The following is a 17519-nucleotide window of genomic DNA, read 5'->3' as shown; positions in this document are numbered from 1 at the left end:
TTAAAAGTAGCCCATCTAAAGTCAACAGTTTTTATCCTTTATTAAGCCCAAATTTGTACTGTAAACAAAAAATAATATTTAAAAAACATAGATCATGAAACTAGCAATCGTAACGGCATATCCTCCAAGTAAAGTCACTTTAAACGAATATGCATACCATTTAGTAAAGCAGTTTAGACAACACCAAGATGTTACAGAATTAATCTTGTTAACTGATAAAACTGAAGGAGACAAAGATATAGAATTTACAGAAGCAGGATGTAAGGTTACTGTGAAAGAATGTTGGACATTTAATAGTTATAAAAACATCGTTTCGGTAACAAAAGCAATTAACCAAACAAAGCCAGATTCAGTATTATTTAATCTTCAGTTTATGAAGTTTGGAGATAAGAAAGTGGCTGCTGCCTTAGGGCTTATGTTGCCTTTAGTATGTAAGTTAAAGAAGATTCCTAATGTTGTTTTATTACACAATATCTTAGAGGAAGTAGATTTAGGAAATGCAGGTTTCACATCTAATAAACTCATGCAAAAGATTTACGGATTCATTGGCTCGACGTTAACAAAGTTAATTTTAAAAGCCGATACAGTTGCTGTTACAATGCAGAAGTACGTTGATATTTTAGAAGATAAATATGGTGCTAAAAATGTAAAGCTAATTCCGCACGGCACCTTTGAAATTCCAGAAGAACCAGACTATAATTTACCAAAAGGTCCATTACAGATTATGACTTTCGGAAAATTTGGAACCTATAAAAAAGTGGAAGGCATGATTGAAGCTGTAGAGATGGTTAGAAAATCTACAGGTTTAGATTTAGAAGTGGTCATAGCAGGTACTGATAATCCAAATGTACCTGGTTATTTAGAAGATGTAAAAGAGCAATATAAGTACATACCACAGGTGCGTTTTACAGGTTATGTTGAGGAAGAAGATGTACCAGTCATTTTTAACGAAAGCGCTGTTGTTGTTTTTCCTTACACCTCTACAACAGGAAGCTCTGGTGTATTACATCAAGCGGGTAGTTATGGTAAAGCTGTAGTAATGCCAGATTTAGGAGATTTAGCTTTGTTGGTACAAGATGAAGGCTACAGAGGAGAGTTTTTTGAACCTACAAGTATAGAAAGTTTAGCATTAGCCATAGAAGTTTTAGTGACTAATGAAGCACATCGACAGAATATCGCAAAAGAAAATTATAAAGCAGCTACTGCACATCCAATGTCTCAAATAGCAGAGATGTACATACAAACATTTAAACAAATTATAGAACGAAAGCGCGTTGTTAGCCCCTTAATTAATAGCAACACTAACACGCACGAAGTTATTCTTTAGTTGAGATATACTTAAACGAAGGCTTTTTAATCCCATTTTCGTCTATAAATCCAAAATGCTTTTGCGCATTTTGGCGCCAAGGAAGTCGCCCAACGACTTCCTTTGGTATTTCTGCAAAGTCATAAAGTGTCCATGCCATAAACTGAATATCGTTTTCTGAAAAAGTAGTTTGCATAGATTGATGATAATCTTTTTGATCGTCATCAGAATTACCAAAAGGATTCCATAACCCACTGTAAGAAGACAGTCCATATTCTGTTAGCACAATAGATTTGTCTTTTATTTTAGATTGCAACGAAGTATAGGCTTCTGAAAGTTTACTGACATCTTCATAGTAATGGAAGGATATAAAATCTAACTTTTTATTTAACAATGTCGCACTGCTAGTATTAGACCAGCCGATTGTAATTGGATGATTGGGGTCTTGCGATCTCACAAAGTCAATCATTTTGTCTAACCAGGCTATGACCAAATCTTCGGTTCGTTTTTTAAAGTCAAGATTCGGTTCGTTTTTTATGTCCCATCCTAATAAAGCGTCGTGCGACTTTAAGGCATTGACCACAGATTTCGCATGGCGTTGCGTTAAGGTCCAATCTAAGACCGAATAATCACCATAGAAATCAAAAAGGGACACTAAAACTTTAAGATTATATGTTTCAGCAAGATCTAATACAGCAACTAACTTTTCTAATTTAACTTCTGAGACATTAGACTTTCCGAAGTCGTCATAAGGCACAAAAACTCTAATACTATTTAAACCACTATCTTTTATAATCTTTAAATCTTTAGCAATGGTTTCACTATCAAAATTATCACCATACATATCCCAAGGTGTTGCTTGCGGATAGTAATTAATGCCTTTGATATTAGAAACAGCAATTGGGTTGAGCTCTGCTTCAGGAGTATAAGGTTCACTTTTTATACGAACCAAATGTCTTATTCTCCAAAAGCCATCTTCTAATAATAAGGTGACTTTATAAGTGGATTTTTCATTGACTTGGGCAACAAGTGTCTCATTGCTAAAAATTCTTTTATATTCAATAACATCGTGATCTGTTAGTACCGCTAACTGCCCATCTTCACTAAAAAATTCTAATGTAGGATAATGTGCTAATGTGGTGGCTTCAATAAACGTATTGCTTTCAGAGTTAATCGAAATAACATTTTGAATATTTAACTGCGCACTTTTAGTGTAAAAATCATCTATACCAGTCATAGTATTGGTCATATAGGCCACATGTTTTACATACCAGGCATCTAAGTAATTGTCTTCAATAGCCTTAAGGTTTTCCTCATCCATAGATCGTCCTTCATTTGCTAAAGGTGCCCAAGTTAATTCTGGTGAATATTGGTCTATTTGTTTTACTCCTGTGTGTAGCATAGTGCTACGATCTGCACCAGTATTGAGATAAGAGAAAATGGCAGCTATACCATAAATAACTAATGCTATGATAAGAACATAACTTATTAAAATGAGACTTCGTAATATGGTTTTGTTATTATTCATAGATTAGATTTGGAAATGATTTTGTGAGCCCGGCAGCTTTAATTTCAACAGTATAAGTGCCTTTTGGATAACGGTCTGATTTTAATTTAAAACTAGCAAAACCATTTATACTTTGTTCTATAATTTGATGTTCTAATTTTCCAGCTTTATAAATATTTAGATATACATTAAGGCCATCTGGGATATACTGTTGCATAAAACTTTGAAGTGGACCAACAGTGATTAATCTATTGTTTTTAGAAAATGAAACTTCAAAATCTGAAATAGCTTGCTCATAATTTAAAGCTATGGGTTCGCTATTAGCCATACCTTCAATATAAGCTTTAATAGTCCACAGCTCTTCATGGTCTGGATGTAAAATTTTAGCTGTAGCTATGCCGTCTATGGTGGTTCCAGAAGTTGATGCTTTATAGCCTAATTGGTTTGTAATAAAAAAGGTTACAAATGTACCGTCGCTAACAATATTATTAAAGCGATCTTTAATGACAGACGTTTTAAAAGTAGTTATTTGGTTACCGTCAGCATAGTTATGAATACGATCGGCAGAAATTGAAAAATTTGTAGGAATGGTAGGCATAACGTTGACGTCAAATTCTTTAGAATTTAGACCTAAACATTCTGTGTTTATGAGGATGCGACCACGTTTCTCATAGGAGTATAAATTTTTATAGCCGAAGCCATGTTTCGTATAAATATAATCTATTACTTGCTGTTCTAAGAACTGATGCTTTACAGCAACTTCTGTACTGTCAATAATCGGATTATCTAAATCATCTGTTGGTATAGAGACTAGCATGGTGTAATCGGTACCTCCAGCTTCAATGCTTGGTGGACCAATATAGGTTTCTGTTTTTTCTATTTCTGATTTAGGTAATATTTTAATCTGACCAGCATGTAGTTTCTTGTCTGATCGTAATTCCCAATTTAATGTTCCGGATTTATTAGATATAGATTCTGGAATTTTAAAATTCAAAGTTGTATCCAATTCTGGTTTTATGATAATGGACCCATAGCTATTTGAACAATACAAAAAGACATTGCTGTTACCATTATACTTAAACTTAATTGTAATGGCATCCCCTGCAGTATAGATTGATGAATTAGAGGTCAAAGTATAGTCATTGTCTTGATAATCTTGTTTGAGACTAATACCAACAAATATTGAGGCTACTATAGTTAATGATATGTATAAATACTTTAATGACATTAGTTAGGATTACCAATGTATGTATTGGTTTCGAGTTTTATAAATTTATAATTAGAATGATTTATGGGTTGTAATTCTTCATTATTATGATTAATAATACGATCTGAAACAATCTTATCAGAGATATGTTCATTTGGGAGTCCATTGACAAAGCAATTACTCATATTTCCAGAAATAACCTGAAATTTATCAAGGTCTAATACTTCATATTGAAAAGCTTGCTTTCGTTGTTGACGAATTCCTTTTTTTACGAATAAATGATCAACCCAAACTAAATTCTTGTTAGTGTCATAATAGGATATCAGTAATTGTGGGATGGTGACTTCTTCTGTTCCACTATTAAATAAGTTTCCAGAAATCCGCTTACTGTTAATCTCAGAAATTGAGACTGTTGTACTCTTAAATAAATCCGAACCCGAAACATTTCCAGCAGCTTGTAGATTAAATTTAGTGGGCTGCTCTTCTAATTCTACTGGTGTAAATTCACCTGGATTAAAGGTCTTAGGTATGGAATCTTTCGTTTTAGACCAAGCAATACCTTCAAAATTTATGCGAAACGAACTTACTTCTTTAGGCATCAATTTATGCTTTACGTGATATTTAGCATTGTAAGTGGCTAAGGCTTTGTTATCATCATTATATAAAGTACCCTTTAACACAATATCAGCTGGAACATTGTCTATATTATGAACTTCACCAATAATGGCATAACTATTCTCTAGCTTCACCAACTTAGCGGTAAGAATTTCGAGCACAGGTTGCTTTAATACATCTTCATGGTGAGTTTGCTCCGTAGTTATGCGTCGTCTTCCTTGATTAAAGTAATTGGTTCTATTACTTGCATATAATTGGTCAGGGGGTAAGTCGGCTGTGATATCTTCGGGTTCTAAATACCATTTGCCATCGACCTTAGTAAGTGATCTGTAGTACGTTTTATGTATTTTTTCTAATGGTGTAATCCAATACGTATTCACTTTTACACTTGCTAGATGATCAGTTTTACTAATGATTTCGGTATCAATAGCATCTAGTTTAGCATAGGAACTCAATAAACCATCAGTAACGGAAACTTCTAACATGTACTGCGCAATGGTTAAACTACTGTTAGGATTAATTAAACTATGTGCTTTCTCAAACTCTTTAAAGTCTAAAGCATCGTAATATGCTAGCACAGCATTCTCTGGAGAATGATGCGATTCATTTTTAACATAGAATTGATATATCCCAAATCCAATGGTTAGTACTAAAATGATTGACCAAATATGTGAGAAGTTTAGAAGACCTTTTGAAAAAATAGAATAGTCATTCTTAAAGTTCAAATATACAGGTAAAGGCTTAAGTTTACTTTTTAATCCCCTAATTAAAAGGGGTTGTATATTTAATAAAAAGGCAATTAAAACCATTAGAAAAGGAACAATTCCCCAAAGTAATTTTTGCCATGTACTGACATCATCTTTAGGTAAAATAGAAGATAAAGGAGGTATATTTAGTTTCTCCCAAACCATGATGCCATTTTCGAGTTGCCTTAAGCGTTGCCATCCACAGAAGTATAAAATAGGGTCATAGAATTTATCATTAGAAAAAATATATTTTAGATTATACTTCTCAGGTGTGGATAAGAATTGCTGTAATGAACCAATACCTTCGATACCTTTAAATTTTGAATTTTCTAAGCGTTCAATTGGTCTTGTAGTAAGTTCAGGTAGACGTCTTGCTGAATGGTAGTTTCCATCAACAGACATAGCATTAGTTTGTGCAGACAGCCACGCCATTTGATCGCCAAACCCTAAGGTCATATACCTCCATTGATCATGTTGGTCCTGATTAAGGAAGTTAACTATAGGAAGCATCTTTATTTTCTGTGGTTGAGATGGTTTAAAGTAGCTAAGGCTCATGGTAAAAATGACCATTAATAAAACTAGACCAGCTAAAATGCCACCAATAATACGATGGTAGACAGCCCCAAATTTTGATTGTATTAAAGTCTTTAAATCTCCTTCTACAAATCTGTATGTAAACTCACCAAATAACGGTAAGGACATTATTGATGCCCAGAATGTAAACCTATCTAAAGTCAAAATATTGAAAGCTGCCTCACCAAGAACTAATTTTGGAATAGGAGTGGTGCCACCAGTCCCCAGAATAAATAAGATACTAATGGACAGACCAAAGAACAGATAACGTTTGCTATAAAACCTATAAAATATATATGGTAAAAGAATTAATAAAATGCCCCAAGGGATTAAAAAGAACACAAGTCCAGATGAAGTGATTTCTAAGAAATGATCTCTCGATCCATGTGGAATTGGTACTTGGGTAATAGGATTGTTTTTAGAGTTGATCCAGTAAGGAAGGATACACCCAACTATTATGACCAAAGAGAGTAAGCCAAAGCTTATAATGCGCTTAAATAATTTTATAAAACTATTTAAGAATAATCTTATTGTCACCGCTTTTATGGATTGTACTCCCTCTCTAGTATGATCCATAATCACCATGCCAATTAATGGAAAAATAAAAAATACCATTCCGAAAATAGGTGTAACATGATGTGAGGTTACTGTGACTGCTATTAATGAGAGCGAAGTAGCTAAATAACGTGGTCTTTCGGTTTTAAGCCATAAGTAAATTTCAGGTAATGAATGCATTAAAACAGAAATACCAATAATACTTGGTAACTGTCCAAAGATGTGTAATGTTTCAATAAAGGAAGATGAAAATACAGCCAATATAGAAGCGTAACCAGCAACGGCTCTATTTGAAGTTAATAATAAGGAAAACCTATAAACGCCAGTTATGAATAAAACAATACCGATTAGTGCAATACTGAATAAACCAAATTTGAGTCCACCAATAAAAGATAGTACTGCAATGGATTGATGTACTAATGGAGGATAGCTCATTACTGTAAAGCCAGTATACCATTTATAATTCCATGGTTCAAACCAGCTATTGGCATAATGGTCAGCAAAAAACAAATGGATTAGTGCATCATAGGTTGTCTCTAATGTGAAAAATATAGAAGCACCATGAAAAGCAATTCCTGTTAGAAGCGCTATAATTAAATATTTGTTCGAGGCATTTTTCATTTAAATCATTGATAATGTCATCAATAGTGTAAAGATATATAATTTAAATACTGGTGTTCATTTTATTCAACTACAGTAATCAACCATTCGTCTACACTAAATACTCGGTTAATCTAAATTCAAATTTTAAAGACGTCATCTCATGTACTTTTGAATAGTAAATAATGACAAAAATCAATTATTATGAAAGTTTTAGCCATAGATGATCAACAATTAGTATTACTTCCTTTAGAGAAGCGATTAACAGATTTAGGATATGATGTTAAAATAGAAACCGATGCTAAAAAAGGATTAGAAGTATATGATTCTTTTAATCCAGATCTAGTAATAGTAGATATTAATATGCCAAATATATCTGGTTTCGAGATCATCACTCATATCAGAATAACTAAAGCATCTGATACTCCTATAATGATTCTATCTGGAAATACCCTTGATGATAATATCACTAAAGCATTTGAATTGGGTGTAAATGATTACATGAAAAAACCATTAAGCCTCAATGAAATCTGTGCAAGAGTAAAGCGATTAATTGGAGCTCCAGAAGTAGGTATTGAGTTAGAAGCTGAAAGCAACATTATGATTCAGCAACGATGCGTTGGTGTTGTGATTCCATGTTATAATGAAGAAGAACGTTTGTTGAGCGATGAATTTTTAAGTTTTGTAAACCAAAATTCGGGATACCATTTATGTTTTGTAAATGATGGAAGTAAAGACAATACTCTTCAAGTTTTAAAAAATTTACAGAAAGGTAGAAAAGACTTCATTACTGTATATGACTGTGAAAAGAATGGCGGAAAAGCAGAAGCTGTAAGACTTGGGATGCTACATATGGCTCAAAAAGATGATTTGGATTATATCGGATTCTTAGATGCTGATTTATCTACTGATTTGGCTGATTTTGATGATTTAGTAAAGACAATTGAGAACTCTAATTTTAAAATTGTTAGTGGTTCTCGTATTTCGAGAATGGGTGCAAACATAACAAAGGAGTCCGCCCGAAAAATTATCAGTTTAACCATAAATTTTATTATTAGAAAAATCCTTTCTATGGACTTTAAGGATACGCAATGTGGTGCAAAAATCTTTCAAAAGGATGTTATTGAAATTGCATTTAAAAAGAAGTTTGTGACTCAATGGATATTTGATGTTGAGATCTTTAAAAGAATGGCTATTCATTATGGCCTCAATAAAGCTAAGACAATGCTTTGCGAGCAACCTCTTAAGCGATGGATACACGCGGATGGTTCTAAATTGTCTATGAACGATTCTTTAAAAATCGTGATGCAGTTGGCTCAAATAGCTTGGGTTTATAGAAGAAAAAAACATGTGCTTAATTACACAGTTAACAACAAGCTAGAGATTATTTAATAACAGAGACTATTTAAAGATGAATATAGGTGTGATTATCATATTTCATAACAACGCGATTGATATAAATTCTAAAATATTTATTGAAAATATTAAGTCAACGAACCATATTAAAATGTGTTTTGTTGATAATGAAAGTAAAGATGAAACTTTAGAGAAACTCATAGAAATTAAAGAGACATGTACAACCAAAGTTTCAATTGTGGAAATAAAAAAGAAAGTGAATAGAGAGTTGGCAAAACGAGCAGGTGCCAGATTTATGTTCAATGATTTTGACCTAAAACATCTTGGCTTTATAGATGCCAATACTTTAATAGAACAAAAGTATAATATCAATGAGATAGTAAATTCTCTATGTGCGGAAAAAGATGAAATCATAGCGTTCGATAAAAATATTAAGAGTAGACAACGCATCAAGTCAACCTTATACAAAAGTATTTTTTCGCTCTTAGATTATTTTAAATCCCAAGATTCGAGTAACAATAAATTCAAACAGTCAATTCTTTAAAAAAATAAACTATGAAAGTATATCCAATAAAATTTAGTCCAATATTAAAAGAGAAAATCTGGGGAGGTGAAAAACTCTCTAAGGTTTTAAATAAAGACACGACATTACAAAATGTTGGAGAAAGTTGGGAAATATCGGGAGTAGAAGGAAACATATCTGTAGTTTCAAATGGCCTGTATAAAGGTAAGTCTATAAATGATTTAATAAAAAAATTTAAGGGTGAATTTCTCGGTCATAAAATAATAGAAGCTTTTGGAGAGAACTTTCCATTACTTATTAAATTTTTAGATGCAAAAACTAACTTGTCTGTTCAGGTACATCCAGATGATAAAATGGCAAAAAAGCATCATAATTCATTTGGGAAGACTGAGATGTGGTATATTATGGATAGCGATGAAGATGCAGAAATTATTTTAGGATTAAAAAAGATCAATACAGATCTTTTAGAATCTATTAGTGCAGACAATGTTAATGACGTTTTTAATAAGGAAAAAGTAAAACAAGGAGATAGCTATTTTATACCTGCAGGAAAAATACATGCTATAGGTGCTGGTGTTTTAGCTGCAGAAATTCAACAAACAAGTGATATAACTTATCGTGTGTATGATTGGGATAGAGAAGATGATAAAGGATGCAAAAGAGAATTACATACATATATGGCTCAAAAGGCGACAAAGGTTTTTCAATCTAATGGAAAGTGTAAGTACAACTTAAAAGAACAAAATACTAGTAATCTAGTTGATTGCGATTTTTTTACCACTAATATTTTTAATGTTAAAGGGTTAAATCAAAGAGATTATACAGCCAGTGAATCCTTTGTGATATTCATGTGCGTTGAAGGTAAAACTCAAATTAATATTGATGGTTATAGCGAGTTTATAGCAAAAGGTGAGACTATTTTGGTACCAGCAAATTGTGAGTCAGTTGTTTTTAATGCCCAGAATGCTAAATTGCTCGAAGTATATATAAAACCTTCAAATTCAGATACTAAAAAAATAGCATCTTAAAAATGAAGGTATACTAGGTTAGTACTCTTATCTTTGTTGGTATGTCTTTAGAAAAACAACTTCAACAACGTAGTAATAATCAATGTGAATTATGTGATATTGATGAAAACCTATCGGTTTATAAAGTGCCAGATATTAAGGAAAATGGCTTAGATACAACTTTATACGCATGTAGTACTTGTGTTGATCAAATGAACGATTCGGATAAGATTAATGCCAATCACTGGAGGTGCCTTAATGATAGTATGTGGAGTGAACATGATGCAGTTAAGATTATGGCCTGGAGAATGCTCAATCGTATTAAAGCAGATTGGCCACAAGATTTACTAAGCATGATGTATTTAGAAGACGACACTTTGGAACTCGCAAAAGCTTCTGGAGATGGTGAAGATGATGAAAACAAAATTGTACATAGAGATGTTAATGGTGTTGTTTTAAAGCATGGTGATTCTGTTGTCTTAATAAAAGACCTTAAGGTAAAAGGGTCTAGTATGGTGGCTAAACAAGGTACAGCAGTACGAAATATAAGATTAGATCATGAAAATCCTGAGTACATAGAAGGTAGAGTTGATGGCCAGCAAATCGTTATCATCACGCAATATGTAAAGAAAATTTAAGATGTTAGAAATTAGACCAACTTGCGAAAACTGTAACAAGAAATTACCTTATAATTCTAATGAGGCTATGATCTGTACGTTTGAATGTACATTCTGTAAAGATTGTGTAGTGCTTTTACAAGAAGTTTGTCCTAATTGTGGTGGTGGATTTGAAAAACGACCAATACGACCAGAGAAACTCTTGAAGAAATATCCTGTGTCTACAACCATAATTCATAAGCCAGTTGATTTAGAAGCGCATCTCAAGAAACTACAATCTCAATAGTTTTAGTTTCTTACACTGTATGTGGTTGTAAGTGTGTTGTTTATCGAAAAAATAAACAGACTTTTTCGCATAATCCAATCTAAATTACCATTTGTCGATTTTATAATTGTACAAAAATAATATGTTAGATATTGTGGTCATCCCTCTAATTAATAGCACCAAAGTTTACTGATTAATAGCCCTAAATTAGTATGAACGAACATTATTTATTATGGATTTACAGATTACCAACTACAACAACCGTTTTCAGATAAAAGGAACTTTAAACAAGTTGAATCTTAAAACGTTTAATGCACACTTTTCTAACATCTTTGATAAGCTAGACGATATTCTATTAGACATAGAAAGCGTTGAAAGCATTGATAGAGCTGGTGTAATGGCATTAGCAAGATTGCATAATGAATCTATTACAAAATCTAAGCGATTATCAATTATAGGCTTAGGTTGCAAAGAATTGTACGATCATTTTAAAACACAAGAAAATACAACTGTAGCTGCATAATTGCAGATGATATAAGACTTAAAATAAAGTGTTTCCGACTAGTGTTTTTCGTGACAGATTAATACTCTCGGAAACACTTTGTACTTTTATATATTTAACAAGACATATCGGCCACAATTTTCCATTCTCCATTTATCTTTTTAAAGATAATTATAAAGACACCATCGGCATTCCCAATATCTCGTTTTAAGTGATACTCTCCCATAACCCAGTAGTTATCACCTTCAATTTTAGATATATCATTAATCACAAAACTTAGAGTGCCACTTTCTGCTTTTGTGGAATAGTTTTTTTTATAGTTATTTAGGGTTTGTTCCCAACCTTTAGTAAGTCCGTTGCTTCCATAAAATTTAAGAGAATCGCTTTTCCAATAGCCTTGCATAAAACCTTTAAGATCATGATTATTCCACGCCATTTCTTGTCGCTCCATGACTAATCTAATTGCGGCTTCTGCTGCTTCAATATTTGTAGGTTGTTGGATGGATTCATTACGAATATCCGCCTTTACACTAATACAACTTGTAAATAAGACTAAAAGTAAAAATTTATAAATGGTTTTCATAAGATTGAATTTAATTCAATCTTAAAAATAACAACTATTATCTAAAGCACACCTTTTTGCTTTTTCAAAAACGCATCAGCCTGATGTTGCATTAATTCGCGTGCTTTTTTTCGCTTGTAGTTCATTACCTCTTCTTCATCAGCGATTTCGGTATAAACCTTATTGTTAATGTCATTATCGGTTTTAACTAGTAGTTTGCGTTCTGCTACTTGTTGCATGGTCCAACTTTTAACTGTGGTCTCTTGATCTTCTAACTTAAAGTCAAATTCGCCTTTTGGTGATAATAATTTAGCAATGATTGGAGAGGTTTCAATGGCTAAGAATAATAAAAAAATAAAGAATGAAGGCAACCAAGGTAGTTTACCTAAAGCATTAACACGAGCCATTAAACCATCAAAGTTATCAATAACGGGTTGTGATTCTGCAACATTGGTTTTGTAATCTCCTTGTAGCGCAATAATTTCACTTTCTAGGGTTGTGATTTTAGCTTTATTATCAGTTTTGAGTTGTTGCAATTCTGCTAAAGCAGCATCGTGCTTTTCGCGTTTTTCTTTATAAACAGGTCCTTTACCCAATTTCATAGTGCCCGATGTACCTTCTGCTTCAGTGATATAAGTGTCGTAAAGTGCATTGACTTCAGTTTCCTTGGTGTCAATTTGTGTTTGTAGACCTAAGATTTGGTTTTCTAAATCAGCAATTTTAGGATTAAACTGTTGTGCAATCTGGTTTTGGTTGGCAAGGGTTAAATCATTCTTCTGCTCTAAAAGGACTTGATTGATTTCCTTTTCAAAAATCTTTAACTCCAAAGGTTTAGAAATAACTACAGCAATAATTATAGCTAGAAAAATTCTTGGAGTTGCCTGTAGAATTTCGTCTAAAACATTATCACGTTTTTTTATAGTAGAAACGATATAACGATCTAAATTAAAAATGAGTAACCCCCAAATTATGCCAAAAAATATTGAAGTAAATAGATTGTCAAATACTGTGTAAAGTGCATAACTTGAGGCAATAGCAGCCATTAAAGCTGTGAAAAATACTGTTGCTCCAATACCTGCATATTTATTTTGTTCACCAATGGAACAGTCGTTTAAAATATCGGTGTCCGTTCCAGAACATAAAATGAAGAATTGCTTTAACATGATTGATTGTTTTGATTGATAGTATATTAGAACGTCAAAACTATGACTTTGTTACATAATTTAATAAAAAAAGCCTCAATTAGTGAGGCTTTTTATTTGAATTTTGAGTGTCTTAGTTTTTTGGTTTTTCTTTTACCTCAATCAACACTGGCTTTTTAGAAATATAAACCAAAGGTTGTTTGGTATCTGTCTTTTGTGCTTTTACATTTAGTTTAGAATTGTTTTTTAATAATTCAATGGCTTTGTCAGAAGAAATAGATTTCCCTTCATTAAAAAACTTAGCATTTGTCTTTGCCATTCTAATTACAAAATCCAAAGTAGATTCTGGTGCTGGCGGAGGCGGTGGAGGTGGTGGGGCCTCAACAAGCTCGGGAGTTGGGATTTCTTTAACTTCTACAACTTTACCATCCTTAGTTTTCATTTTCATAACCTTTGGAGGTGAAGGTGGCTCTACCTCTTTAATCTCCTTTACTTTGTATTTTGGTTTTTTAGGTTTAGGAGGTTCGGGTACTTTTATTTCAACCACTTCTGGCTTTGGTGGAAAATCAGGGTAAGGTTGTGCATTCTTCTTTTGTTCATCCGACATTAAACTATAAAGATACTCTATACGTTTTTGTTCTTTATATTTAATCACCATTTTACCTTTAGGGATGCTATTATATTTTTTTGCTAATGCATTGTATTCGTCAACTTGTTTTTTTGATGCTCTTTGTTGCGTCTCATTATACTTAGTTGAGTATAACTTTACAATATATTTTCCATTAGCATTTTTTTGAGTTAACATATCTGTACTCTTACCTTTGTTAGTTTTAGCAATAGACTTTGCTTTCTCTGATGTGATTTTTTTATTATCGAGATAAAACGAAGTACCTTGTTGCTCCATCTCTATAATGTACTCTAAAAATGTCGGATTATAGATATCTTGAGTATCTTCAACATTAGGATCACTGTTAGTTACCTTACTTTTTGATTGTTGAGATGTTGCTTTGTATTGTGCAGGAATAGGAGGAGTAGGTAAAATGCTATAGTTTTCTAATTCATCTTTAGTGAATTGCTTATAAAGCTTATCTGCTTGAGTCTTTATAATTTTGAGCTCTGAATTATCGGTCTGTGGACCGTTAAGATATTTTTTTATTGCATCGGTATATGTTTTACTTAAACTGTTATAGCTATTAATAGTAGATTTTTGATAAGATTCTTTAAACCCTTTTTTTGTGTATAAGCTATATTGAAATGGCTGTGGAAATTTTTTGCTGCGCGCATTATCGTAAACTTTAGAGCCAACAAAGTGTGCAATATCACTGAATTCATAATTGTTCAATTCAGAATTTGATATATGCTTACCATCAATCCAAATGGCAAATTTATTTGCGTCTTTCCATGATTCAAATTGCGCTTGAGTAGGGACGATTGGCTTTACTTTAGATAAATTCATATCTGGTATAATAGGGTAAGGCTCAACAGAGTTTTGCTGCTCCTTAGTCATCATATCATATATTGCTACTATACGCTGGTATTTTGAATGATCTATTTGATGCGTTGTATTAAACTTTATAATCCATTCATTGTATTCTTGTATCATGGCTTTAGTGGCACCACCTGTATAAATTAATTGTAAGTCATTAGCATTTTGTAATTCATTTGTAATCTCAGAATTGTCTTTTTCCACATATTCTTTTTCGGCAAAACTGTAGAAGAGAATAGCAACAATAGGTATGAGTAAAAATGTGCTTAACCAAATTCTGGTTTTTGAGGTTTGTGTTTTCATAACTGTAAATCGTTTTTTGAATGATGAATAATTGATGGCACTCGAGAGCTGATATTCTTGAGTATTTGATGAAAATTGTAATAGGATATTTTGATAATTTTTAGAGTCTGTACCGTGTTCTAAAACTGCCTGGTCTGCTAAGAATTCATGGTTTAATTTAACATGATGTTTTAGGATATAAACCAAAGGATGAAACCAAAAAACTATTTGTAGCAACTCTAGTAGAATAATATCTAAACTATGTAACTGCCTGGCGTGAGTTTCTTCATGTAATAATACTTCTTTTGGGATATCGTCATTTTCAAATTTTAATTTATTCAAAAAGACATATTTAAAAAATGAATGCGGTATACGATATTCTTTAAGTAATACATAGATTAATGAGTGCTTAGCTATTTTTTCATTTTTTGAAATATTGCGATAAAGCTTAACAAGATTTACTGTAAATCGAATACTTAATAGCAATACACCTAGACCATATACACACCAAAGTAGGGTTTCCAGGCTTAATAAAGATGTCTCTTCAAGAGAAGTATTGTCAAAAGAAGGCTCTATTGGAATAGAAATTAGAGAAGCTTCAAGGTTGTTTATTACAGGTTCAATGTAATATGTAATTGTTAGTAACGGAATAATTATAGCAAGTGAGATAGAACCTAAAAGATAAAAGCGCTTAAATTGGTGCATCCTTTGGCGTTCTAATAACAACACATAAATCAACCAAAACACTAAAAGGCATGCTGAGAATTTCAATAAATAGATTTCCATAATTACTTATTTTTAATTTCTTGGTCAATGATAGATTTAAGTTCTTCCAACTCTTCTTTCGTTAAATCTGTCTTTCTTGTAAAGAAGGATGCAAATTGAGAAGCACTGTCGTTAAAGAAGGTTTTAATTAACCCATTAACATGTTTAGAGAAGTAATCTTCTTTCTTTACTAGCGGATAATACTCTCTTGATTTACCATAGGTTTTATAGTCAACAAACCCTTTACCAATCATTCGCTTTAATAAAGTTGCAACTGTGGTGGTAGCAGGCTTAGGTTCTGGATACACTTCCAAAAGATCTTTCATAAAAGCTTTTTCGAGTTTCCAGAGGTATTGCATTAATTGTTCTTCGGTTTTTGAAAGTTGCATGTTCTACATATTTAGAATTAACTCTACAAATGTAGAATAAAATATTTAATATTCAAAATTGAAATCTAAGGGCAGTTGCAAATGTGTATATTTGTTATAGTTGAAAAAGAAAATTTGATTAAAAATGAAAAGGATTTTACTTTCTGTATTATCTATTTTTACAGTTATTGGTCTATCGTATGCGCAATCCATTGAAGATGTAATCAATGCTGTGAGTAATTCAAATTTGCAGCTCAGTGTGTCTGAACTTTCAGGAGAACAAGCTACTATGATTGATGGTAGTATGCAAACCATAACTAGTCGCGTGCAAAGTAATAATGATTTAGCAGCGGATTATATTAAAGAACGACTCGAAGCCTTTTCTAATCTTACCGTTGAATTCCAGAATTTTAATAGTACAGGAAAAAATATCATCGCTACACAGATTGGGCAGACCAATCAGGATAATATCTATATGGTATGCGCGCACTACGATTCTGTAACCACTTTTTGTGCAGATGATAATGCAACAGGTGTCTCGGCAGTTATAGAAATTGCAAGAATTTTATCTGCGCAATGTATTGACAATACAATTATATATGCACTTTGGGATGAAGAGGAGATAGGTTTGTTAGGCGCTAATTTCTATGCACAGCAGGCAGCTGATGCAACTAATGGAAACACAAGAGATAATATTTTAGGTGTTATTAATATGGATATGATTGGTTATGATGGTGATGTTCCTGGAACTGCAGGAGATAATGAATTTGACATTGATGTACGTAACATAGGAAACTCTATTGCAATAAAAGATGATTTAATAAATATTTTAAATACATATACTTTTGATTTAAACGCTATTGTCGTAGATCCTGGTACCACAGCTAGTGATCACTCACGTTTTTGGAATCAAGGGTATTCTGCGGTATTAGTTGGCGAATCTTGGGAGACTAATGATCAAACACCAGATTATCATACGTCAGGTGATAGGGCGGAGGATATAGACTTTCAGTATATGACAGAATTAACAAAGCTGGTAACAGCTTATATGGTGTCAAAAGCTGGTTTGGTTAATCTAGATCATACAATTACACAATCATCAACTGCGTTAACCTCTAACGAAATTTCTGGTACATACCAATGGTTTAACTGTGATACTAATATGCCAGTCGCTGGTGAAACAAATCAAACATTCGTGCCTTTAACCAGTGGTAATTATGCTGTTGAAGTTAGTAATGGTACTTGCTCAGAAGTAAGTACTTGCGTTACTTTTTCTGTATTATCAACAGAAGACTTTTTACCTTCTGAGATAAAAATTTATCCAAATCCAGTAATTTCAATTTTAAAGATTGAAAACTTTACAGAAGCAGAATTAAATATTACCATTAATGATATTTTAGGTAAAGAGATTGAAAGACATAAATCCCTAAAACGTCATATTGAAATTGAATTCAATAATTTCCCATCAGGTGTGTATTTTGTCACTCTCAAGTCACAAAATAAATCTTCGACTTATAAGATTGTAAATGAGTAAG

The 17519-nt window shown here is 32.5% G+C and carries 15 protein-coding genes; 8 read left to right on the top strand and 7 right to left on the bottom strand.

What is annotated here, in order from left to right; translation table 11 throughout:
* Window positions 1-94 precede the first annotated feature (94 nt).
* Entirely contained in the window at window positions 95-1327 is a 1233-nt protein-coding gene (locus Q0912_RS09715; RefSeq protein WP_299114514.1) for a glycosyltransferase, read from the top strand.
* Here Q0912_RS09715 and Q0912_RS09710 read toward each other — a convergent pair.
* Genes Q0912_RS09710 through Q0912_RS09700 form a run of 3 tightly spaced genes read right to left on the bottom strand, consistent with a single transcriptional unit; the run spans window position 1317 to window position 7130 of the window.
* Window positions 1317-2834, bottom strand: a complete 1518-nt coding sequence (locus tag Q0912_RS09710; RefSeq protein ID WP_299114512.1) for a glycoside hydrolase family 2 TIM barrel-domain containing protein — start codon at window positions 2832-2834, stop codon at window positions 1317-1319. The two genes, Q0912_RS09715 and Q0912_RS09710, sit on opposite strands and share 11 nt — an antisense overlap.
* Entirely contained in the window at window positions 2827-4041 is a 1215-nt protein-coding gene (locus tag Q0912_RS09705) for a hypothetical protein (RefSeq protein ID WP_299114508.1), read from the bottom strand. Before Q0912_RS09705 ends, Q0912_RS09710 begins: the two co-directional genes overlap by 8 nt.
* Window positions 4041-7130 carry a hypothetical protein gene (locus Q0912_RS09700; RefSeq protein ID WP_299114506.1) on the bottom strand — a complete coding sequence of 1030 codons (3090 nt, stop codon included), beginning with the start codon at window positions 7128-7130 and terminating at the stop codon, window positions 4041-4043. Before Q0912_RS09700 ends, Q0912_RS09705 begins: the two co-directional genes overlap by 1 nt.
* Window positions 7131-7313: 183 nt before the next feature.
* On the opposite strand from Q0912_RS09700, the gene Q0912_RS09695 reads away from it, so the two are divergent.
* From Q0912_RS09695 to Q0912_RS09670, 6 genes are all read left to right on the top strand, one after another.
* Window positions 7314-8501: a glycosyltransferase gene (locus Q0912_RS09695; protein WP_299114504.1), complete on the top strand. Its 1188-nt coding sequence runs from the start codon at window positions 7314-7316 to the stop codon at window positions 8499-8501.
* Between the two features lie 115 nt (window positions 8502-8616).
* Window positions 8617-9009 (top strand): hypothetical protein, encoded by a 393-nt coding sequence (locus Q0912_RS09690; RefSeq protein WP_299114502.1) that lies wholly within the window; start codon window positions 8617-8619, stop codon window positions 9007-9009.
* Between the two features lie 11 nt (window positions 9010-9020).
* Window positions 9021-10016 (top strand): type I phosphomannose isomerase catalytic subunit, encoded by a 996-nt coding sequence (locus Q0912_RS09685; protein WP_299114500.1) that lies wholly within the window; start codon window positions 9021-9023, stop codon window positions 10014-10016.
* A 41-nt stretch (window positions 10017-10057) separates the two neighbouring features.
* Window positions 10058-10633 carry an alkylphosphonate utilization protein gene (locus tag Q0912_RS09680; protein WP_299114498.1) on the top strand — a complete coding sequence of 192 codons (576 nt, stop codon included), beginning with the start codon at window positions 10058-10060 and terminating at the stop codon, window positions 10631-10633.
* A gap of 1 nt (window position 10634) precedes the next feature.
* On the top strand, window positions 10635-10898 hold the full coding sequence (locus Q0912_RS09675) for a DUF1272 domain-containing protein (protein ID WP_299114496.1): 264 nt from the start codon (window positions 10635-10637) through the stop codon (window positions 10896-10898).
* A 211-nt stretch (window positions 10899-11109) separates the two neighbouring features.
* Window positions 11110-11400 carry an STAS domain-containing protein gene (locus Q0912_RS09670; RefSeq protein ID WP_299114494.1) on the top strand — a complete coding sequence of 97 codons (291 nt, stop codon included), beginning with the start codon at window positions 11110-11112 and terminating at the stop codon, window positions 11398-11400.
* A 94-nt stretch (window positions 11401-11494) separates the two neighbouring features.
* Here Q0912_RS09670 and Q0912_RS09665 read toward each other — a convergent pair whose 3' ends face one another.
* From Q0912_RS09665 to Q0912_RS09650, 4 genes are all read right to left on the bottom strand, one after another.
* Window positions 11495-11962 (bottom strand): nuclear transport factor 2 family protein, encoded by a 468-nt coding sequence (locus Q0912_RS09665; protein WP_299114492.1) that lies wholly within the window; start codon window positions 11960-11962, stop codon window positions 11495-11497.
* 41 nt (window positions 11963-12003) lie between these two features.
* Window positions 12004-13104, bottom strand: a complete 1101-nt coding sequence (locus Q0912_RS09660) for a DUF4407 domain-containing protein (protein WP_299114490.1) — start codon at window positions 13102-13104, stop codon at window positions 12004-12006.
* 112 nt (window positions 13105-13216) lie between these two features.
* Window positions 13217-15637, bottom strand: coding sequence for a M56 family metallopeptidase (locus Q0912_RS09655; protein WP_299114488.1), 2421 nt, complete (start codon window positions 15635-15637; stop codon window positions 13217-13219).
* Window positions 15638-15639: 2 nt separating this feature from the next.
* Complete coding sequence (locus Q0912_RS09650; protein ID WP_299114486.1) at window positions 15640-16005, bottom strand: BlaI/MecI/CopY family transcriptional regulator; 366 nt, start codon at window positions 16003-16005, stop codon at window positions 15640-15642.
* A 124-nt stretch (window positions 16006-16129) separates the two neighbouring features.
* Between Q0912_RS09650 and Q0912_RS09645 the strand changes: the two genes are divergently transcribed.
* A complete protein-coding gene (locus Q0912_RS09645; RefSeq protein ID WP_299114484.1) occupies window positions 16130-17518 on the top strand; it encodes a M28 family peptidase in 1389 nt (462 codons plus the stop codon).
* Window position 17519 lies beyond the last annotated feature (1 nt).

Origin of the sequence: uncultured Winogradskyella sp., from assembly GCF_947498345.1 — a bacterium.
GTDB lineage: Bacteria > Bacteroidota > Bacteroidia > Flavobacteriales > Flavobacteriaceae > Winogradskyella.
Note: the sequence above shows the minus strand (reverse complement) of the source record. Positions and strands in the feature narration are given on the sequence as shown.